The organism is Nonomuraea purpurea (assembly GCF_042650645.1).
GTDB classification, from domain to species: domain Bacteria; phylum Actinomycetota; class Actinomycetes; order Streptosporangiales; family Streptosporangiaceae; genus Nonomuraea; species Nonomuraea purpurea.
The window spans coordinates 436,910-456,222 of record NZ_JBHSBI010000003.1; the positions used below are offsets into that span (position 1 = coordinate 436,910).

Annotated in this window: 19 protein-coding genes; 7 read left to right on the forward strand and 12 right to left on the reverse strand. The window is 71.6% G+C overall.

Annotated elements, in window-relative coordinates; genetic code table 11:
• Both ACFOY2_RS08515 and ACFOY2_RS08520 read left to right on the forward strand, forming a co-directional pair.
• Window positions 1-588 carry a pentapeptide repeat-containing protein gene (locus ACFOY2_RS08515; protein ID WP_379527381.1) on the forward strand — a complete coding sequence of 196 codons (588 nt, stop codon included), beginning with the start codon at window positions 1-3 and terminating at the stop codon, window positions 586-588.
• 12 nt (window positions 589-600) lie between these two features.
• On the forward strand, window positions 601-2,505 hold the full coding sequence (locus tag ACFOY2_RS08520; protein ID WP_379527382.1) for a hypothetical protein: 1,905 nt from the start codon (window positions 601-603) through the stop codon (window positions 2,503-2,505).
• 46 nt (window positions 2,506-2,551) lie between these two features.
• Here ACFOY2_RS08520 and ACFOY2_RS08525 read toward each other — a convergent pair whose 3' ends face one another.
• A complete protein-coding gene (locus ACFOY2_RS08525) occupies window positions 2,552-3,412 on the reverse strand; it encodes a helix-turn-helix domain-containing protein (RefSeq protein ID WP_379527383.1) in 861 nt (286 codons plus the stop codon).
• 103 nt (window positions 3,413-3,515) lie between these two features.
• Here ACFOY2_RS08525 and ACFOY2_RS08530 point away from each other — a divergent pair, with 103 nt between their 5' ends.
• Both ACFOY2_RS08530 and ACFOY2_RS08535 read left to right on the forward strand, forming a co-directional pair.
• A complete protein-coding gene (locus ACFOY2_RS08530; protein ID WP_379527384.1) occupies window positions 3,516-4,112 on the forward strand; it encodes an NADPH-dependent FMN reductase in 597 nt (198 codons plus the stop codon).
• A 15-nt stretch (window positions 4,113-4,127) separates the two neighbouring features.
• The gene (locus ACFOY2_RS08535) at window positions 4,128-5,114 is read left to right on the forward strand and encodes an aldo/keto reductase (RefSeq protein WP_379527385.1); all 987 of its coding nucleotides are present in this window, start codon (window positions 4,128-4,130) and stop codon (window positions 5,112-5,114) included.
• A 36-nt stretch (window positions 5,115-5,150) separates the two neighbouring features.
• On the opposite strand, the gene ACFOY2_RS08540 is transcribed toward ACFOY2_RS08535, so the two are convergent.
• From ACFOY2_RS08540 to ACFOY2_RS08550, 3 genes are all read right to left on the reverse strand, one after another.
• Entirely contained in the window at window positions 5,151-6,140 is a 990-nt protein-coding gene (locus tag ACFOY2_RS08540) for a hypothetical protein (RefSeq protein ID WP_379527386.1), read from the reverse strand.
• Window positions 6,130-6,657: a copper resistance CopC family protein gene (locus ACFOY2_RS08545; RefSeq protein WP_379527387.1), complete on the reverse strand. Its 528-nt coding sequence runs from the start codon at window positions 6,655-6,657 to the stop codon at window positions 6,130-6,132. The genes ACFOY2_RS08540 and ACFOY2_RS08545 overlap by 11 nt, the downstream gene beginning before the upstream one ends.
• A 160-nt stretch (window positions 6,658-6,817) precedes the next feature.
• Entirely contained in the window at window positions 6,818-7,354 is a 537-nt protein-coding gene (locus tag ACFOY2_RS08550; RefSeq protein ID WP_379527388.1) for a hypothetical protein, read from the reverse strand.
• Between the two features lie 72 nt (window positions 7,355-7,426).
• On the opposite strand from ACFOY2_RS08550, the gene ACFOY2_RS08555 reads away from it, so the two are divergent.
• Window positions 7,427-7,717 (forward strand): hypothetical protein, encoded by a 291-nt coding sequence (locus ACFOY2_RS08555; protein WP_379527389.1) that lies wholly within the window; start codon window positions 7,427-7,429, stop codon window positions 7,715-7,717.
• Here ACFOY2_RS08555 and ACFOY2_RS08560 read toward each other — a convergent pair.
• The 6 genes from ACFOY2_RS08560 to ACFOY2_RS08585 all read right to left on the reverse strand — a co-directional run bounded on the left by ACFOY2_RS08560 (window position 7,707) and on the right by ACFOY2_RS08585 (window position 14,469).
• Window positions 7,707-8,717: a fatty acid desaturase family protein gene (locus ACFOY2_RS08560; protein WP_379527390.1), complete on the reverse strand. Its 1,011-nt coding sequence runs from the start codon at window positions 8,715-8,717 to the stop codon at window positions 7,707-7,709. The genes ACFOY2_RS08555 and ACFOY2_RS08560 overlap by 11 nt on opposite strands.
• 229 nt (window positions 8,718-8,946) lie before the next feature.
• Entirely contained in the window at window positions 8,947-10,086 is a 1,140-nt protein-coding gene (locus ACFOY2_RS08565) for an FAD-dependent monooxygenase (protein ID WP_357809326.1), read from the reverse strand.
• Window positions 10,087-10,112: 26 nt separating this feature from the next.
• Window positions 10,113-11,699 (reverse strand): MFS transporter, encoded by a 1,587-nt coding sequence (locus ACFOY2_RS08570; RefSeq protein ID WP_379527391.1) that lies wholly within the window; start codon window positions 11,697-11,699, stop codon window positions 10,113-10,115.
• Between the two features lie 82 nt (window positions 11,700-11,781).
• Entirely contained in the window at window positions 11,782-13,182 is a 1,401-nt protein-coding gene (locus ACFOY2_RS08575; RefSeq protein WP_379527392.1) for an FAD-binding oxidoreductase, read from the reverse strand.
• A 64-nt stretch (window positions 13,183-13,246) separates the two neighbouring features.
• Complete coding sequence (locus ACFOY2_RS08580) at window positions 13,247-13,501, reverse strand: hypothetical protein (RefSeq protein WP_379527393.1); 255 nt, start codon at window positions 13,499-13,501, stop codon at window positions 13,247-13,249.
• 71 nt (window positions 13,502-13,572) lie between these two features.
• Window positions 13,573-14,469, reverse strand: coding sequence for a hypothetical protein (locus ACFOY2_RS08585; protein WP_379527394.1), 897 nt, complete (start codon window positions 14,467-14,469; stop codon window positions 13,573-13,575).
• A gap of 246 nt (window positions 14,470-14,715) precedes the next feature.
• Here ACFOY2_RS08585 and ACFOY2_RS08590 point away from each other — a divergent pair, with 246 nt between their 5' ends.
• Entirely contained in the window at window positions 14,716-16,356 is a 1,641-nt protein-coding gene (locus tag ACFOY2_RS08590) for a sialidase family protein (RefSeq protein WP_379527395.1), read from the forward strand.
• Window positions 16,357-16,444: 88 nt separating this feature from the next.
• On the opposite strand, the gene ACFOY2_RS08595 is transcribed toward ACFOY2_RS08590, so the two are convergent.
• Window positions 16,445-17,257 (reverse strand): DUF2382 domain-containing protein, encoded by an 813-nt coding sequence (locus ACFOY2_RS08595; protein WP_379527396.1) that lies wholly within the window; start codon window positions 17,255-17,257, stop codon window positions 16,445-16,447.
• A 218-nt stretch (window positions 17,258-17,475) separates the two neighbouring features.
• Here ACFOY2_RS08595 and ACFOY2_RS08600 point away from each other — a divergent pair, with 218 nt between their 5' ends.
• A complete protein-coding gene (locus ACFOY2_RS08600; RefSeq protein ID WP_379527397.1) occupies window positions 17,476-17,937 on the forward strand; it encodes a pyridoxamine 5'-phosphate oxidase family protein in 462 nt (153 codons plus the stop codon).
• A gap of 132 nt (window positions 17,938-18,069) precedes the next feature.
• On the opposite strand, the gene fxlM is transcribed toward ACFOY2_RS08600, so the two are convergent.
• Window positions 18,070-19,212 (reverse strand): methyltransferase, FxLD system, encoded by a 1,143-nt coding sequence (gene fxlM, locus ACFOY2_RS08605; protein WP_379527398.1) that lies wholly within the window; start codon window positions 19,210-19,212, stop codon window positions 18,070-18,072.
• Window positions 19,213-19,313 lie beyond the last annotated feature (101 nt).

Here is a 19,313-nt window from a genome sequence, read left to right on the forward strand (position 1 = left end):
ATGATGATCGACAGGGCGATCAGGTCCGCCGACTGGGACAGCGCCGAGCTCTCCGGTGAGAGCTACCAGCGGGTCCTGTTCCAGGAGGTGGACATGACCGAGCTGGTCGACAGCGGCTCGTCGTTCGAGCAGTGCGTGTTCAGGAACGTGCGCTTCAACGTCTCGACCCACGAGGACGCCCGGTTCGTCGGCTGCGAGTTCTCGCGCTGCTCGTTCTTCGATGCGACCTTCAGCGGCTGCAAGCTGACCGGCAGCACGTTCGAGGGCTGCACCTACGGGCTGCTGAAGGTCGAGGGCGGCGACTGGTCCTACGTCGCGCTGCCCGGCGCCGACCTGCGGGGCAGCTCCTTCGACGGCGTCCGGCTGCTGGAGGCCGACCTGACGGGCGTGCGACTGGAGGGCGCCAAGGTGCGGCGCTCGGACCTGTCGGGCGCCTCGCTGCGCGGCGCCGACCTGACCAGGTGCGACCTGCGCGGCAGCGACCTGAGTGGGCTCGACCCGCACACGGTCACGCTCAAGGGGGCGATCATCGACCCCTTCCAGGCGACGATGATCGCCGCCGCCCTGGGGCTGGACGTGCGCGGATAGGATGACCGGGCTGTGCACACCACCGATCTGACCCCAGCGGAGCGGGCCGTGGCCGAGGCCCTGCCCCACGGCCGCGCGGTCGACCTGCGTGCCGGTGACCCGGCCCTCGACTCCCCCGCCGACGCGGGCTCCTGGCCGCAGGAGCGCCTCGTGCGCGCCGAGGTGCTGGCCGGGCTGATTCTCGGCCAGAGCGCGGAGCCGGCCGCCAAACCCGCCTTACGCCTGACGGGCGCGCGGGTCACGGGCCGGCTCCGTCTGTCGTTCGCCGAGATCGGCTTCCCCGTCGCGCTCCAGCGGTGCGCCTTCGACGAGGCCCCCGACCTCTACCAGGCCCGCACCAGCTTCCTCAGCTTCACCGGCTCCCACCTGCCCGGCCTGGTCGCCTCCAACATCCAGGTGGAGGGCAACCTGCGCCTCAACGACTGCCGCGTCTCGGGGGAGATGCGGCTGCCACGCGGCAGGATCAGCGGCAATCTCATCCTCGACGGCGCGACGCTGCACGTTCCCGACGGCCAGGCCCTGTATGCCGAACACCTCGACGTCGGCGGCAACCTGCAGGCCCATCACGGGTTCACCGCCACCGGCGAGATCATCCTGACCTCCGCCGGCGTCGGCGCGGCCGTCACCATCGACGGCGCCCGGCTGCGGGCCCCCGGCGGGCAGGCGTTCGGCGGCTCCAACCTGGTCGTCCAGGCGGGCCTGATCGCCCGGCACATCGAGGCCGACGGCGAGGTCACCCTGCGTTTCGCCCGCGTCGGCGGGCCGCTCACGCTGCGCGGCTCGCGCATACGCAACCCCGGGGGCCTGGCCGTGCGCGGCAGCGGCCTGAACGCCGAGGGCGGCCTGTTCCTGTCGCGGATGGAGGTCGACGGTCAGGTACGGCTGCAGGGCGCCGCCGTCGGCCGCACGCTCACCCTCGACGCCACCACCCTGCGCAACCCGGGCCACGTGGCCCTGGCGGCCGACGGCATCGTCGTGGACGGGACGCTGCGGGGCCGCGACGGCCTGTCGGTGGAGGGCGAGATCAGCCTGCAGGACGCCTCGGTCAGCGGGCCCGTGCACTTCCAGGGCGCGCGGCTGAGGAACCCGGGCGGCTCGGCCCTGTCGGCCAACGGCATCACGGTCGGCAAGGTGCTCAACCTGTGTGAGGGCCTGTCCGCCCAGGGGCGCATCAGGCTGACGAACGCCCAGGTGGGCAGCCGCCTCTGCTTCGACGACGCCACCTTGGCGGCCCCCGGCGAGGTGGCGCTCAAATGCTGGCGGCTGGAGGCGCGCGAGCTGGCGCTGCGCACCGCCGCCCCGATCGACGGCACGGTCGAGCTGCGGCACGCGCGCATCGGGGTGCTGCGTGACAACCCCGAGGTGTGGCCGGCGGCGCTGCGCATGGACGGCATCTCCTACGAGGTGCTCGAACCCATGCTGCCCGCCGCGGAACGCCTGGGCTGGCTGCGCCGCGACCCCGACGGCTACCTGCCCAACGCCTACGAGCAGCTGGCGGGGATGTATCGGCGGCTCGGCAGCGACGTCGACGCCCGCGAGACGCTCCTGGCCAGCCAGCGGCGGCGCCGCGCCACCCTGCCGTGGTACGCCAGGCTGTGGGGTCACGTCCAGGACGTCACCGTCGGGTACGGCTTCCGTCCCCTGCGCGCGGCCGGCTGGCTGCTGGCGCTGCTGGTGGTGGGCACGGTGGTGTTCGGCTTACAGGCGCCGCCGCCTTTGAAGCGGGGTGAGGCGCCGGAGTTCAACGCGCCGGCCTACACGCTGGATCTGCTGCTGCCGATCATCGACTTCGGGCAGGAGAAGGCGTTCAATCCCGCGGGCGCGGCGCAGTGGCTGGCGTACGGGCTGATCGTGTCGGGCTGGGTGCTGGCGACCACGATCGCCGCCGGGCTGACCCGGTCGCTGCGCCGGGCGTGAGCGCCGCCCCCTCAGGAAGCCGGCAGGACCGGCCGCCCCTGGCCGGTCAGCCGTCGCTGACCGCTCGCAGGGCGCCGGGGAGGCGGCCCGTGAGACGGTCGAGCGCCGCCGAGGTGGCCGTGTCGTCCGGCAGGTAGGCGAGGATGCGCTGCCCGTCGTCGTGCAGGTTGAGCACCTCGCACGCCAGCCGCAGCTCGCCCTCCTGCGGATGCCTCAGCCGCAGCCGCCGGGCCACCGTCGCCGGCGCGGGCGGCCCCGCCACGCGTTCTGCGAACTCCTTGCCCGCCATGAACGACAGCTCGGAGATGAAGTGCGGCGTGTGCACCTCGTCGTGGGCCGCCTCCAGCTTGAGCGCGGCGACGTGCTCGTCGGCGATGCGGTCCCACTCGGGGAAGGCCGCCTTGGCGCGCGGGTCGGTGAAGGTGTAGGCGATCACGTTGGGCCTGTCGCCGTCCAGCAGCCCGACGGGCCCGAACAGCCCCTCGTAGCCGCTGGTGCGGGCCAGCACGTCGCCCAGGCGGTTGAGCAGGACGGCAGGGGCGGGCTCGAACCGGTCGAGCAGCGCGCGCACGGTGGGCCGCGCGGTGCGGCCGGGCGGCCGGTTGGCCGCGGTGCACAGCGCGGCGCTGCCGTTGAGCGTCCTGGACAGGTCGCGCAGGTGGTTGCGCTCGTCGGAGGTCATGCGCAGCGCGTCGGCGAGGTTGCCGAGCACCTGCATGGACGGGTTACGGTCGCGGCCCTGCTCCAGCCTGGTCAGGTATTCGACGCTCACCCCTGCCACGGTGGCCAGCTCGGACCTGCGCAGCCCCGGCGTGCGCCGCCTCGGCCCGTCGGGCAGCCCGACGTCGGCCGGCCTGACGGCCTCGCGACGGGCGCGCAGGAACGCCCCCAGCTCGTTGTCGCTCACAACCCCGAGTCTACGGGGAGCGCCGGGCCCCTATCGTGGCCCTGCCGGGGCCAGTCTCGGCCCGGTCTCCCTCGGCCACGAGGATGGCGGCAGGTTGGGAGCCATGAACGACACCATGACGTTGGCGGTGATCACGGGCAGCGTCCGCGAAGGACGGTTCGGCCCGACGGTCACCAACTGGTTCGCCGAGCAGGCCGGGCAGCACGGTCTGTTCGCCGTGGACGTGATCGACCTGGCGCGGACGCCCCTGCCGGTGACGCTGCCCGCCACCCCCGAGGAGATGACCGACGTGGACGGCCGCCCCGAGGACCGCAGGCGCCTGGCGCGGCGACTGGCCGGGGCGGACGCGTTCGTGGTGGTGACGCCGGAGTACAACCACAGCTATCCGGCCTCGCTGAAGAACGTCATCGACTGGCATTTCACCGAATGGCAGGCCAAGCCCGTCGCGCTCATCTCCTACGGCGGATGGGGCGGCGGCATCCGGGCCATCGAGCACCTGCGGACGGTCTTCGCCGAGCTGCACGCGGTCACGATCCGCAACTCGATCAGCTTCGACCAGCACTGGGAGCGGTTCGACGCCGACGGCCGCCCGGTGGATCCCGTAGGCCCGAACGGGGCGGCCAAGGCGCTGCTCGACCAGCTCGGCTGGTGGAGCAGGGCGCTGCGCGAGGCCAGAGCCATCACTTCCTACTCGAACTGAAAGGCGTTCGCACACATGCGTTACCGACTGCTGGGCCGTACCGGGCTGAGGGTCTCCGAGCTGTTCCTCGGCGCGATGACCTACCAGAAGCCGACGGCGGAGGCCCGGCGCATCTTCGACCTGTACGCCGACTCCGGCGGCAACGTCGTGGACACGGCCCAGATGTACGGCGAGAGCGAGAACGTCGTCGGCGAGCTGCTCCAGGGCCGCCGCGACCGGTTCGTCCTGGCCACCAAGTACACCCCCACCCGCGACCGCACCGACCCCAACGCGGCCGGCAACCACCGCAAGAACCTCGTCTTGTCGCTGGAGCAGAGCCTGCGCCGACTGCGAACCGACTACATCGACCTCTACTGGGTGCACGTGTGGGACAAACACACCCCGATCGAGGAGACGATGCGGGCGCTGGACGACGCGGTACGCGCGGGGAAGATCCTGTACGCGGGCGTCTCGGACGCGCCGGCGTGGCTGACCAGCAGGGCCAACACGCTGGCCGAGTGGCGCGGGTGGACACCGTTCGCGGGGTTGCAGGTGCCCTACAGCCTGCTGCGGCGCGACATCGAGCGGGAGCTGCTGCCGATGGCGCAGGCGTACGGGATGAGCGTGGCGGCGTGGGGGACGCTGGAGCGCGGCATCCTGTCGGGCCGCTACAACCGGCCGGGCGCGGCGGCCTCGCGCGTCTCACCCGACTCGATGAGCGAGCGGGACCGGGCGGCGGCGCGCGCGGTCGTCGAGGTGGCCGGCGAGCTGGGGGTCACGGGCTCGCAGGTGGCGCTGGCGTGGGTGCTGGGGCGCGGGGTGCATCCGATCGTCGGGGCGAGCAGCGCCGAGCAGCTCAAGGACGACCTGGGGGCGTCGGGGCTGGCGCTGCCCGAGGAGGCGGTGCGGCGGCTGGAGTCGGCGGTGGCCTTCGAGCTGGGCTTCCCCCGCGACTTCGTCGAGGAGGTGGACCGCAGCCCGGACATCTACGGCGACGCCGTCCACCTCCTGGACGCCCGCTGAGCGCCCCGGTCCCCCGCCGCGCCTCGCCGCACAGGGTCAGCACAGGGCCATGGCCGTCTGCCACACGCCCGGGAGCGCCGCCAGCACCCGGTCTCCGCGCCTGCGGCGGTCCACGAACGTCTCGGCGCCGAGGTCGGCCAGCAGTTCCAGGAGCCCGTCCTCATGCCCGGACAGCCCGGCGGCCTGCCGTTTGGCCAGGCAGCGCGCGTAGGTGGCCACGATCCAGAAGACCGCCTCCCTGTGCAGCCCCTGGTCGATGAGTTGCCGGGTGCCGTCGACGGTCATCGGCCGCGCGAGTTCGCTGATGTCGGAGTCGAAGCGGTACGAGGGCGCCCGTACGGCGGCCGCCGCGTCGAACGCCTTCTCCAGGGCCGCCAGGTGCCGTTCGATCCTGGCCACCCCGAGGTCGGCGCAGCCCAGCAGGTCGAGCAGGCCTTCGTGGAAGTCGAGCCGCCCGTGGGCGGTGAGCAGGTCGCGGACGTCGGCGTAGCGGCGGCGCACGGTGGGGTTGCGCAGCCCGGCCACGAGCAGCACGTGGGTGGTCACCCCGGTGCCGAACACCCATGAGGTGACCTGGTCGGGCAGCGACGCGGACTCGTCCATGCCGTTGATGAAGGCGCGGACCCGGTCCATGGCGTTCGTGCAGCGGGCCAGGATCCAGGGCCGTTCCGCGAAGTCGCGCGCGACCACCCGCTGCGTCTCGGTGAGCCGTCCCGAGGGGTCGGCGAGCACGCACGGCAGGTGGAGGCTGGAGGCCAGGTGGTAGTCGCTCAGCACGTCGTGCGTGGAGCCGATCCCGGGGATCGAGGAGACCTCGAGCAGCACGCCTTCGTAGGAGAACTTGCCGATGTGGACGGGCGGGTCGGCGATCAGCATGACGTCCACGTCGGACGTCGGGGGGAGCTCCGCGTCCGGCTCGGCCCACAGCGTGGACCCCGTCAGGAACGCCCCGTCGAATCCGCGCACGTCGGCGCCTCGCTCGCGCACCCACTGCCGTGCGACCTGCCTGGCCTGCTCAATCCGCATCCACTTCCTCCCGATCTGCGCTGCGGCGCGTGGTCCGGATCAGGACGAACGCGCCGAGCACGACAAGCACCGCCAGCCCGCCCCAGATCCAGCCGGGAACGCCCGCCGTCCCCGCCGCGGACGGCTCCCGTGCCGCCGGACTCTCAGCGACGGACGACGGCGAAGCCGATGAAGAAGATGATCCTTTCACGCTGAAGGGGATCTCGCCTTCAATGGGGTGACCGTCGGAGGATACGACCCGCCAGGCGATCGTGTACGGGCCGGGCGCGAGCGGCCCCTGGACGTCGGCGAACACCTTCGGCCCCGCCAGCCGAGGCTCGCCGAGTTCGACCGTTTTTCCTGCCGCGTCGTGCAGCACGACGAACGGGAACTTGACGCCGGCGGAGTATTCGAGCTCGATCTCCTTCGGCGAGGAGATCACCGCGTTCTTTGCGGGCGAGCTGCTCTTGAGTGCGTCGTGGGCGAACGCCGGCGAAGCCTCGAAAGCCGGGAAAAGGGCGCAGGCGAGCGCGGCCACCCGCACCCGCCGAGGCAGGACTGCCATGATGGGTCTCCAGAACGATCTCCCGGGCCAGGCCCGGACCAGACGAGGAAGGAACACGCGCCCGTAGGACGCGTCGTACGGCACGAAACCCGGACCGGCCGAGGCCCTCGAACGGGAACCTCGGCGGTATGGGCTATCGAGCCGGCGGCCCTCGCCTGCCGACCGCCTGGGAGACGATCCGGCCCCCGCACACGGGGACCTCGCGGGTCACCGGCCGCCACGACGGCGGCGCGACCTCCACCGGGGCGCCGAGCAGCAGCCGGACGACCGGCGGGACGGCGCCGTACAGGCGGATCATGAGCCACAGCGCCCGCTCGCCCCGGTGCAGCCACCATGCCGTCAGCGCGGCGATCGTGAGGTGGACGAGCACCATCCTGGACGCCGGATGCGCGTGCCCGGCATCGAAGCCCGCGCCGGGCGCGAGCCGTTCGAAGACCTGGTGCAGCGCCATCTGCGTGGTCACGGCGGCGGCCAGCACCGCCGCGAGCCCGCGCTCACGCCCGTCGATCAGGTACGCCAGCGCGAGCGCGGCCGCCACCCCGGCCAGGAAGACCCGGAACGGGACGGCCCCTCCCCCGGCCAGCACGTGCCCGCCCGCCGACACCGCGCAGCAGACCGTCGCGAACACGACGGCCCGCGACAGACGCAGCGCTTGGGACGCGGACGACACAGCCGCCATCCTTACACACAGATTGCCGGCTGCCGGAGGTTCACAACCCGCCGGTGTGGGCAGCTGACTCTGATGGACACCGCCTTGGGCGACGGTCTGGGCCTGGAAGAGCTGGTCCGTCGGGAGTTGAGGGAGGCGGGCTTCACCGTCGAGCCGACGCTCGTGTCGGCCGAGGGCGGGCTCGGCGTCTGGCTCGATCCCACTCGCGGAGTGGTGATCACGTGGGGCACGTCCACCGACCAGCTCGTGAAGTACGCGACCGTCCGCGCCGCGGTCCTGCTCGCGTTACGGACGGTGCTGGTCGAGGGCGGCCATCAGATCAGGGAGGATTCGGGCGGGTTGGAGCTGGTCGTCATCTCCTGAGCGGCCGTCCGACCTCGTGCAGGTGGCGCAGGGCCTGCCCCCATGACGCGAACAGCCCGCATTCGACGTACTCGACGCCGAGCGAGCGGCAGTAGTCGCGGACGATGGGCTGGGCCCTGCGCAGGTTCGCGCTGGGCATGCTGGGGAACAGGTGGTGCTCGATCTGGTAGTTCAGGCCGCCGAGCGCGACGTTGACCAGGCGCCCGCCGCTGACGTTCCTGGAGGTCAGGACCTGGCGGCGCAGGAAGTCGAGTTCGTCTTGCGCGCTCAGCACGGGCATGCCCTTGTGGTTGGGGGCGAAGGTGCAGCCCAGGTAGACGCCGTAGCAGGCCTGGTGGACGGCGAGGAAGACCAGCGCCATGCCGGGCGGCAGCACCAGGAACAGCGCGCCGAGGTAGATCAGGACGTGCGCGCTCAGCAGCAGCCCCTCGGCCATCCTGGCTTTGAGCGACGGGCGGCGCAGCGCGCGGAAGCTCGACACCTTCAGGTTCACGCCTTCGAGGGTGAGCAGCGGGAAGAACAGGAACGCCTGCCGGCGCCCGATGAGGCGCGGCAGCCCGCGCGCGGCCTCGGCCTGCTTGTGCGACCAGATGAGGACGTCGGGCGAGACGTCGGGGTCGTGGTCCTCGTGGTTGGGGTTGGCGTGGTGGCGGGTGTGCTTGTCCATCCACCAGCCGTAGCTCAGCCCGACGGCCAGGTTGCCCACCAGCAGCCCGGCGATCCTGCTCCTGCGCCGCGAGCGGGAGATCTGCCCGTGCGCCAGGTCGTGGGCCAGCAGCGTGACCTGCGCGAAGGCCACGGCGAGCAGCACCGCGACCGGGATCTGCCACCAGGAGTCGCCGACCGCGGCGAACAGCGCCCAGCTTCCCCCGAACAGGCCCGCGACCAGGCCGATCCTGACCGCGTAGTAGCCGGGCCGCCGCTCGAGCAGCCCCGCCTGGGCGATGCGGCGCGACAACCCCGCGAAGTCGCTCCCCCGCTGAAGGCGGGATGTCTCCACCACAGTCACATTCGTCTCCGATGCTGATGAATCTCGTGCGGATCATTCATCAGCATCGCGACAGCGGGGGTCCTGGCGGACCCCCGCTGTCACCCGTCCTCACGGTAGTGCTGGCCCTACCATGGGACTGGACGCCCCCGCCGCCTTGGGGATCGGGCTGCCCATCGCACTCAGCGTGGCACTGGACGACCTCACCAATGTGGGAATGGCGGGCGGCGGGGGCGCCGGCTCAGGTCGGTTGCAGGGCCGGCGGCTGCGCCGGTGCGGCCGCCTCGCCGAAGATGTGCAGGTCGGCGCGGAAGGCGGCCAGGTAGGCGTCCCGGTCGGGGAAGGTGGCGGCCAGGGCGTCTCCGTAGTCGATGAGCTGCCGGTGTGCGTGCCTGCGGGGCTCGTAGCGGGCGTACAGCAGCCGGTCGAGCCGGTCGTCGTCGCCGCCCGCCGCGCTGATGGCCTCGGCCAGGATCTCGGCGTCGTGCAGCGTGTAGCTCATGCCCATGCCCGTCATCGGGTGGCAGGCGAAGGCGGCCGAGCCGAGGAGGGCGGCGTTGCCCTTGTGGTAGGCCTCCACCCGCAGCGAGGAGACCTTGATCCGCTGCCAGGTGGCGGGCTGGAGCGCGTTGAAGACGTCGGAGCTGTCGGTGACGAACTTCTTCAGCTCGTCCAGCAGCGCGGGGATGCCTTCCTGGAAGATCTCCTTGTCGTCCTCGGGGGGCAGGCCGACGAACACCCTGGCCTGGTCGCGGCTGATCGGGTACAGGTAGGCGAGCCACCCTCCCGAGCTGAAGTAGAGCCGGTTGAGCTGGGCGACGCTGGCGCTGAGCGGCACGGTGGCCACGCGCATGAGCAGCCGTTCGTAGGGCATCGTGCGCTGCTCGATGTCCAGCGCCTGGCGGATGGCGGACTTGGTGCCGTCGGCGCCGATCACGACGCCGGGGCGCAGCCGGCGGCCGTTCGACAGCGTCAGCTCCTCGACGTGGCCGTCGTCGATCGCGATGTCGGTGATGCCGGCGTCGAAGCAGAACTCGACGCCCTCCATCGCGCAGCTGGCGTAGATGAGCTCGACCAGCTCGTGGTAGGGGCGGATGAGGAAGCCGCCGTCGGGGAAGCGGCACTCCTGGATGGGGTCGCCGTCGTGGTAGTAGCGGATGAGGTCGCGTTTGAGGCCATGGCGTTCGACGAGGCCCGCCAGTCCGTGCCGGGCCAGCACCCGTAAACCCGGCGGCTTGAGGAAGTCCGCGCCGGCGCTGGGGATCGAGGGTCCTTGCTCGATGACGACGACGTTGAGACCGCGGCGTCCCAGCAGCAGTGCCAGGAAGCAGCCGCCGAGGCCGGCGCCGACGATGGCTACGTCGCAGGATGTGGTTGCCATGACGAGAGCCCTTTCGGTGGTTCGAACTAGTGCGTGTTCCCGCGGGAACCGGCGAGGGGGCCAGGCTCGGCCACCCGGGGCCGCGGGACGCGGCTCATATCGGGATTCATGGGGGGAGTGCGGGTCTCGACAGGCAACAACGCGTCGGCCTCCGCCGCTACGGTGGCCAGGGTCATGCGCAACTCCAGCAGCATCCGGCGCGGCACCTTGATCATGACGTCGCCGGGGTCCGGCCGCAGCCGGGTGATCTTGGTCAGGGCCAGCGCGCCGATCAGCACCGAGATCGCCACGCACAGCGCCAGCGCCCCTGCCAGCCCGGCGAAGGGGCCGGTCATGAACGGGTGGTCGATGACGACGGACACGACGGCGACGCCGACGGCACCGCCGACCATGCGCGCCATCGTGGCCGCGCCGACGGCGGAGGCGTACTGCTGCGGGCGGGCGGCCAGGGTGGTGGCGACGGAGGTCCCCGGCGCGAGCGCGCCGACGCCGACGCCGACCACGACGCTGGCGATCAGGCCCCAGATGGTGGGCCCGACCTGCGTCAGCACGAGCACGCACGCACCGCCGCAGAGCAGCGAGCCGGCGTAGATCAGCCCGTAGGCGCCGACGCGCTTGACCAGACGCCCGGCCAGGAAGCCCGTCACGGCGACGGCCACCGAGGTGGGCGTCAGCCACATGGCCACCTCGAGCATGGGATAGCCCAGGTGGAGCAGGTAGAGCGGCTGGACGGTCAGCAGCCCGTACGACAGCGCGCCGAAGCCCCAGGTCGCCAGCCAGCCCCAGACGAACTTCGGGCGCCGCCACAGGGTCAGGTCGATCGCGGGCAGGCGGTGGTGCCTGGCCTGGGCGAACGCGCCGCCCAGCAGGGCCAGCGCGGCCAGCGCCAGCCACACCACGTCCATGCCCCAGGCCATGGCCTTGGAGATGGCCAGCACGATCACGCCGATGCCCGCGGCGAGCAGCAACGCGCCCAGCATGTCCGGCACGCCCTTGGCGCCCGCGCGCTTGCCCGGCGGAAGCCCGAGACAGGCGATCAGGAGCACGACGCCCATGACGACGTCGGGGAAGAACAGGGCCCGCCAGCCGACGGCGACGGCCAGCCAGCCGCCGCCCGCCTGCATGAGCAGGCAGCCGAGCCCGGAGGCGGAGCTCCACAGCGCGATCGCGCCGCGCCGCTGCGACTCCGGCAACTCTCCGAGCAGCAGCCCGAGGCTGGCCGGGATCATCGCCGCGGCCCCGGCGCCCTGGACGGCCCGTGCGGCCAGCACGTAGGACCAGGAGTCGACGGTGACGGCGGCGATCCCGCCCAGCGTGAAGATCACCAGGCCGACGGCGAGCACCCGCCGCCGGCCGAACAGGTCGGCCCAGCGGCCGGCCGTGGCCAGCAGCGCCGCGATCGGGATGAACGCGGCGCTGGTGAGCCAGACCAGGTCGCCGAGCGGCATGCCGTCGCCCGCCGGCGTGTAACGCAGCATTCCTACCGCCAGGGTGGTGGCGGTCGTGTCGGCCATCACCGTCAACATCACGCCGGCACCGACCAGCCGCAGCATCACGCCGTAGCGTCGGCCTTCGCCGGTTGTGCTCGTCCCCCGCGCTGGTGACGAACTCACGAGGTCACCTCCTTGACATCTTGAACGGTTCCCACCCGGCGGGCGCGCTCCGGCTGCGCCCGCACGGCTGACGGGTGGTCTTTCAGGCGCCGTAGCGTCCGGGCGACAGCAGGCCGTCCGGGTCGAGCGCCGTTTTGAGCCGGTGCAGCATGCCGAGGCTGGCGGTGCTGGTCTCGGACCAGACGTCGGCGGCGGCGTGGTCGATGTCGGAGCGGTAGATGGCGCAGCCATGGCTGCGCAGCACGCAGTTGCCGTCGTTGCGGAGCTGGTGCGCCCGGTAGGGGGCGTCGGGCTCGCCACGCTGGAAGAAGATCTGCATGACGCCGTTGGCCAGGTGGGTGCTGACGAGGTTCCACTCGACCATGAGGGCGGTGCCGTGCGCGTCCACGGCCGTTTGCAGGGCGGCCAGGAGGTCGTCGGTCCGTCGGGCGTGCATCGGCATCAGCGGCATCAGCGCCAGGAAGCCGATGGTGCCCTCGTCGATCTGCTCGCAGGACGTCACGCCGAGCGCGTTGCGCACTCCGATGCAGGTGGGGATGCCCTGGGCCATGAGCGCCCTGGGGTAGAGCGGGTCGTCGGGGGCGACCTCTGCGGCGTCCACGACGCGCAGCGCCTCGGCGCCCTCGACCTCGACCAGCGCCTTGCGCAGCAGGTCTTCGGCGAGTTCGACGGTGGCGTCGCTGCCCAGGAGCGGCCCGAGGACGGTGAACAGGCCGGGGTCGGTGCCCTTCGGCAGGAACCACTCGCCGCTGCTGGGCGTGAGCGCCAGCTCGCGCAGGCGCAGGAACCCGCCGGCCGGGTTGCCGCGGCGCAGGAAGCCGGTGATGGCGCCGAGCGCGAGGCCGACCTGGTCGCGCGGCATGCGGCCGTGCACGAGCCCGATGGTCTGCGGGCGCGGCACCAGCGAGACGGCCATGGCGGTGACGATGCCCAGGTTGTGCTGGACGAACGCGGGCGTCAGGTCGGGCCCGGCGACCCGGCCGTGGTAGCGCCCGACGGGGTCGAGCCCGCCGGTGGTGATCACGCTGCCGTCGGCCAGCACGGCCTCCAGCCCGGCCACGTCGTGGACGCGGGAGCGCAGGCAGCCGTCGCCGCGGTCGAGCGCGTTGCCGACGACGGAGGTGTCGGCGCAGGAGGCGGTGACGTTCAGCATCCACGGGGTGTCGCGCAGCACCTCGGCCAGCTGCGCCTGGGTCACCCCGGGTTCGATGACCGCGTAGCCGGTGTCGAGGTCGAGGCTGCGGATGCGGTTCATGCCGCTGAGGTCGACGACCAGGTTGTCCTCTGTCACCGGCATGGACGAGCCCATGCCCCAGTTCCTGCCGGTGCTGATCGGGTAGAGGCGGCGCTTGGCCGCCATGACCCGGCGGACGAGTACTCGTACCTCGTCGAGGGTGCGCGGCGTTTCGATGCCGGCCACGGTGCGCGGTTGGTGACCCCCGACATCACGCGACTGCAGGTCCAGTCGCGATAGTCCCTGCATGGCTCTCCTCAAAGGATGAGATATCGCTGTTCCGGCCCCCCGGCCGGGGGCCGTTGGGCACACCTCAGGAGGTGTGCTGGAGAAGGTCGTCGATGGAGCCGATGGCCTGGTTGGACAGTTCCCTGATGCCGAGCAGCCGCTGCTCGACGAAGACGTCGGTCTCGGGGTCGGCGTCAGGGGCGGGGAAGTCGAGTGTGCCGCGCGGGGCCGCCTGCACGGGGACCTCGTGCAGGCTGTAGGGGTGCCGACGGCCTCGCGGTGTTTCGGTGTCTCGGGGCTCGCGCCGGGTTCGGGCGGGCAGGTGCGGGGGGGTTCGCATGACGGGAGCTCTCCTACCGGACTCGTGTGGGTTTTCCGGGCGACCGCTCGCCGTTGAGCGGGTCAACGTGCTCAGCGCGCGCCTTCCTCGCGGCCGTTGCGCGCGGCACGTTGAGTGGCGCTCGCGGGGGTCGCCCGCGGCACGCCGTGGTTGATCACGCTCGCGGCGATGCGGCGTTCGGCCAGCCCCATGTGAGGACGGCCGCCGCCGGCGGAACTCGGCCGGGGGGCGGCCGAGCCACGGATCATGGAACTGGCGTGCACCCATCGGCGGGAGTCGGCCAGCACCTCACGCTGGGCGCGGCGCAGGTCGGAGTGCATCGCGTACTGCTCGCAGACGGCCCGCGCGAGCACCCTCGCCATGACGAGGTGCTCCTCACACGCCGCGGCGACCTTCGACTCCAGCCCCGTGACCTGGGCGAGGAGCAGTTGCAGGTGCGGCAGGCCCGAGCTGCGGTCGAACCCGGCCAGTTCGGCCAGCCGCTCCGGCCAGCGCAGCCGCCGCTCGATCGAGGCGCAGACCGCCGCCACGACCTCGGTGACGGGCTGCTCGTCCGGGTGGTGCCCGTCGAGCTGGACGGCCCGCTGGGCGGTCTGCTCGAAGCCGGACAGGCGGCGCAGCCCGCTCTGGAGCAGGCGTACGCGGTTGTGCAGGCACGCGGCGCTCCAGCCGAGAACCAGCAGGCGGTCGGCGTCGGCCTCGCAGTGCCAGCCGACCAGGGCCACCTCGCGCGCCATGCGGTGGTGGAGCACCCACGACTCCTGTTCGGCGATCGGCACCGGGGTGTCGATCCACACCTGAAGGCCGCCGGGGGGAACCTCTCCGACGCCGATCTCGACGCCGTCCGGGGCGACTCTGGCGCAGATGCGTTTGACGACGCGTTGCTGGGCTGCTGTCTCCGGCGCCACGGGCACCGGGCCTGGCAGCACGCGCTCTGGGACGACTCTCGCCCTGGGCTCGATGCTCATGGGGGGCCACCTCCTGACCCGTGGACCTCTTCGTAAATTCACACTTAATGGTTCCGCCATCAGAGTCGTCAGCGGGCGCTTTTCTGTCAACTGTCACTTAACCAATACAGCATGGATCATCTTCCCGCCACCCGGGCGCCGAGGTGAACTCGCGACTTCCCGCAGGTGAATACCGTGTTGCGGGCCGTGGATGACCTAGAGTCCGAACGTCGTGGTGATCGGTCGACGCAGGGAAGGAGAGAGCCCGTGCCGGTGCTCAGAGCCGTGGTCGCGGCCATGTGCGTGGCCGCCGGACTGCCCGCGCACCCCGGTGCGGTGCAGGCAGAAGGCAGTTACTGCGTGCTACCGGATCAACCCCCGCAGTCCGGGCCTTACCTGATCGATACTGATTCCTCACTCGATTGGATTCATCCGAATCCGCAGCCGATCGCGGGTGAACCCACGGATTCCGAACGGCTCGATTTCGCGGGTTTCCCGAACGTCACGGCCGCGGGCCGGAAGGTGCTCGTCACCTACACCACCAACGTCGACAGGATCGTCACCCTCACCAGCGACTCGGCGCTGTCCGTCGACGGCGGCCGGACGTTCGGCCCGTCGAGCGCCACGCCGCTGCGCGAGTCGCCGATCGAGCTGCACGACGGCCGCTTCTTCGCCACCGAGTACTACCTGGGCTGGACCGGGCCGCACACGGCGCGGCTGGGGGTGCTCACCTCGCCGTCGCTGGATGCCGGGGAGAGCTGGGTGCGCGCGAAGGCGACGCTGACCACGCAGGGGGAGCTGCTGCCCGGCGGGGCCGTGCACGGGGCGCCGATCCAGCTCGCCGACGGGACGATCCTGATCACGGCGTACGCCCGCTACCTGGACACGCAGACCTACCAGGCCGAGGTCTACGCCAGCGCCGACGGCGGGGGCACCTTCACCCGCCGCGGCGTCATCGCCATGCCGTCCGGCGGGTTCGTCTACAACGAGGCGGCCGTGGAGCAGACCGCGGACGGCAGCCTGCTGGCGGTGCTGCGCCGCGACGGGGGCAAGTACTCCACGCTGCACCAGAGCCGCTCCACCGACGGGGGCCGCACCTGGTCGCCGGTCAGCGAACTGCGCCTGAGCGGCATGGACTGCGTGGTGCGCGGGGTGGCGCCGCGGCTGCTGCTGACGCCGGGCGGGGTGCTCGTGCTCAGCGCGGGACGGCCGGACAACTGGCTGGCGGTCTCCCCCGACGGGCTCGGGCACTCGTGGCTGCAGCCGAGGGTGACCTACCACAACCGCGACGGCGTGTGGGACACGCACGGCTCCTCCGGCTACACGGGGCTGGCCGCCGTCGGGGCGCACCGGCTGATCCAGGTGTTCGACAACTGCAAGCTGCCCGGGGTGCGGCCCGACGGGACGCTGAACGAGACGGCGTGCCCGGCGCACGGGCGGTTCGAGAACGGCGGCTGGTATGCGATCAAGCGGCGGCTGTTCACCGTCGCGCCGCCCGCGCCAGGACGGCTGGACCTGGCGGAGATGCGGGGGCGCGGGCTGCTGGAGATCTCCACCACCATGCGCGACAAGGGCCGCGCGCTCGACGGCAGCACCGAGTACCGCTCCAGCGCCGTCGCGGCGGGACGCGGCCAGTACGTGCTGCGCCTGGACCGGGCCTATCCGCTGCGGCTGATCGGGCTCAGCCTGCGCCCCGGGCACGCCGCCGGCGCGCGGGTCTACGTCTCGCGTGACGGGCGGTCGTGGGGCGATCCGGTGCTCACGATCGACGGGCGGACGGATTACGCGCTGCGTTATTCGCCCGTCTCCGTGACGGGGCAGCACGTGAAAGTGATTGTGCCGCCGGGCGCGGGCTGCGAAATCGGCAAGCGCTGCAGCATGCTCAATGAAATTGAGCTTTACTCGTAATTTACTGGAGTTTCAGAATTTCATTCTGGAGACGGGCGCGGGGGCGCGGATGCACGCCCCCGCGAGCCGTCTCCTCCGCAGCGGCCGCTCACCGCTCGCCGGGGCGGCGCGGCCCGCCCCCGCGGGCGGTCCCGTCCGTGTCGATCTCCAGGCGCTCCTTCCGGACCTCGCCCTCCACGGTCTCCTCGTGCTGGACGCGCTCCTTGTGCACGTGGATGCGCTCGACCGGCCTGGTCTCCTTGCTGACGACCGGGCGCTCCTCGTAGAGCGTCATCTGCCGGTCCTCCTCGGTGAGCTCGTAGGTGGCGCTCACCTCGCCGTCGTGGATCGGCTCGCGCTCGATCACGACCTCCTCATGGGAGAGCGGCACCCGCTCCTGGACGCTTTGGGTCTCGACGCGCTTGCGCAGGCGGACGTGGCCCGTCTCCCTGCTCTCCTTGCCGATGCGCAGCCGCTCTTCCGACCTGGTCATCTCGATGTCCCGGTCGTCACCGGCCCGCTCCCCCGCGGCCTGCCTCGCGCCGGGCTTCGCGGCCGGCTCCGCGATGGGCGCTCTCGTACGCGGCTCGCCGGCGCGCTGCGGCGGGACGTCCGTCGGGCGCATGCCGTAGTAGCGGTAAAGGTCGGCCTCCTCCTTCAGGGACAGGCGGCTGTTCACGTCGATGTTCGGCGCCCCCTTGATCATCTCCCTGTCGTAGGGAACCCGGATCTCCTCGCCCGAGCGGCGGGCGTTGGCCAGGGGCACGAAGGTCTGACGCATGCCGAAGAACCCCGTGCGTACGGTCACCCACTCCGGCTCGCCTGTGCGGTCGTTGAGGTAGACCTGGCCCACTTTGCCGATCGGCTGTCCGTCGGATCCGACCACGTGACACTCGAGCAGGTGACGGATCTCTGTTTGCATAGCCACGACGATCCCCCTGTGTGTTCGTCCTGGTTTCAAACAGGACAAATACCCCATATCGCCACAAGGCTGCACACGGGCTGGGCAGTTTTTCCTCTACTTCGGTTTCACGGCGTTTGAAACACCGGCGACAGAGTCAGACGAGTGTGCATGGCACTCCGAGCGAGCCCGTCATCGATAATGGCCGGAGAACCCGAACCCCCGGAGGACCTGCGAAAATGACCGTGCCCGACCCCCGTACCCCCGAACAGCGCAAGCAGGACACCCTGGACCGGCTGCGGAACGACGTGGACGCCTGGGTGGCCACGGCGGACGAAGGGGGCGGGGAGCCGTACCTGGTGCCGCTGTCGTTCCTGTGGGACGGCGCGACGCTGCTGATGGCCACGGCGAGCGCCTCCCCGACCGCCCGCAACCTGCTGGCCACCCGGCGGGTGCGTGTGGGGATCGGGCTGGTGCGCGACGTCGTCCTCATCGAGGGGACGGCCGAGGCCACGCCCGCGACCGAGATCCCGGCCGAGACCGGCGAGGCGTTCGCCGAGAAGACGGGGTTCGACCCGCGCAAGTCGTCCGGCCCTTACCACTACTTCCGCCTCACGCCGGTGCGCGTGCAGGCGTGGCGGGAGGCGAACGAGCTGGCGGGCCGCGATCTCATGCGCGACGGCGAGTGGGTCGTGGCGTAGGCGGACCTCCGGAAAAGCGGAAGTCCGGAAAGGCTGGAGCCCCAGAAAGGCAGGGAAGCTGGAGTCCCAAAAGGCGGGAGGAAGCGGCCGGGCGGGCGTGGAAATTATGGGGTTTCCGTAAGGAGCGTTATTTCAATTTGCTCCGAAGTCCAGCGCCAGATTCACGTGCCGTTTCTCGATGACGGTGCGCCCGGCCGGCGCCGGGCCCTCGTACGCCTCGATGCGCAGGGACTCCGTCTTCGGGCGGCCGGCCGCGTCCCAGTCCCGGACGTGCGCCGCCAGTTCGCCCGCCAGGCGCGCCCCGTCGGGCCCGTGACCGCGTACGACCAGCGGGCCGTCCGAGGCCAGCAGCGCGATGCTGTCGCCCTCGACGATCCCCGAGGTCCCGCCGTAGCCCGTGCCGGGGCCGAGCACGCCGATGAGCGCGCACCAGCGGGGCTCGTGCAGCGCCAGCCAGAGCGCGGTGCCCATGCCGATCTCGGCCCCGGAGGACGGCCCCTCCACCTCCGTGGCGATCTGGGCGGGGTCGGTACCGAGGGCGGCGAGCACGTCGCCGAACTCGCGCGGCTCGGGCAGCACCAGCATCAGTTCTGGGCGCAGGACCGTGATCACCTCGGTCCCGGAGAAGGGCCCGCGCATGCGCATGAACCCGCACGGCACCACCGATCGGCTGACCCAATGGCCGCCCTCGCGCTCCAGCGCCACGGACGCCTGCACGCCGCGCAGGTCCAGGGGCACCACCAGCCGTCCCTGATCCCCGAGCTGCTCCATCCAGGCCGGGGCCAGGTCCCAGACGCCCACCGTGGCGATCAGCCGGTCGTAGGGGGCCAGTTCCTCATGGCCCTGGGCCCCGTCGGCGCACACGACCTCCACGTGGTCCGCCCCCGCGGCCGACAGGTTCTGCCTGGCCTGGGCGACGATGTCGGCGTCGATGTCCACGCTCACCACCCGCCCGCCCGGACCCGTCAGGTGTCCCAGCAGCGCCGCGTTGTAGCCGGTGCCCGCGCCGATCTCCAGCACCCGCTGTCCCGGCTCCACGCCGAGCTGGTCGAGCATGAGGGCCATGATGGCGGGCTGCGAGGAGGAGCTGATCGGCCGTCCCTCCGCGTCGCGTTTGGTGACGATGGGCTCGTCGCGGTAGGCGTCCTCGGGGGCGACGCCGGGCACGAACAGGTGGCGCGGCACGGCGCGCATCGCCGCCGCCACCGGCTCGCTGATGTCCTGGCGCTCCCGCAGCAGCGCCACCATCGCTTCCCTGCGCGTCGCGAAGTCCATGGGCTCCATTCTCACCAGACTCACGCCATCTCAGTAAAGAAATGGTCAAGAAGGGTTAGGACGCGATGTTGGGGGAAGGGCAGCCAACTCGTGTACGTCGA

Bases quoted from the DNA above. Each gene is read 5' to 3' on its own strand.
- ACFOY2_RS08580 (WP_379527393.1), bottom strand. From the start codon at position 13,501: ATGCGAACCCCCCCGCACCTGCCCGCCCGAACCCGGCGCGAGCCCCGA.
- ACFOY2_RS08540 (WP_379527386.1), bottom strand. From the start codon at position 6,140: ATGCGGATTGAGCAGGCCAGGCAGGTCGCACGGCAGTGGGTGCGCGAG.
- ACFOY2_RS08535 (WP_379527385.1), top strand. From the start codon at position 4,128: ATGCGTTACCGACTGCTGGGCCGTACCGGGCTGAGGGTCTCCGAGCTG.
- ACFOY2_RS08575 (WP_379527392.1), bottom strand. From the start codon at position 13,182: ATGCAGGGACTATCGCGACTGGACCTGCAGTCGCGTGATGTCGGGGGT.
- ACFOY2_RS08565 (WP_357809326.1), bottom strand. From the start codon at position 10,086: ATGGCAACCACATCCTGCGACGTAGCCATCGTCGGCGCCGGCCTCGGC.
- ACFOY2_RS08595 (WP_379527396.1), bottom strand. From the start codon at position 17,257: ATGCAAACAGAGATCCGTCACCTGCTCGAGTGTCACGTGGTCGGATCC.
- ACFOY2_RS08515 (WP_379527381.1), top strand. From the start codon at position 1: ATGATGATCGACAGGGCGATCAGGTCCGCCGACTGGGACAGCGCCGAG.
- ACFOY2_RS08585 (WP_379527394.1), bottom strand. From the start codon at position 14,469: ATGAGCATCGAGCCCAGGGCGAGAGTCGTCCCAGAGCGCGTGCTGCCA.
- ACFOY2_RS08555 (WP_379527389.1), top strand. From the start codon at position 7,427: ATGGACACCGCCTTGGGCGACGGTCTGGGCCTGGAAGAGCTGGTCCGT.
- ACFOY2_RS08530 (WP_379527384.1), top strand. From the start codon at position 3,516: ATGAACGACACCATGACGTTGGCGGTGATCACGGGCAGCGTCCGCGAA.
- fxlM (WP_379527398.1), bottom strand. From the start codon at position 19,212: ATGGACTTCGCGACGCGCAGGGAAGCGATGGTGGCGCTGCTGCGGGAG.
- ACFOY2_RS08600 (WP_379527397.1), top strand. From the start codon at position 17,476: ATGACCGTGCCCGACCCCCGTACCCCCGAACAGCGCAAGCAGGACACC.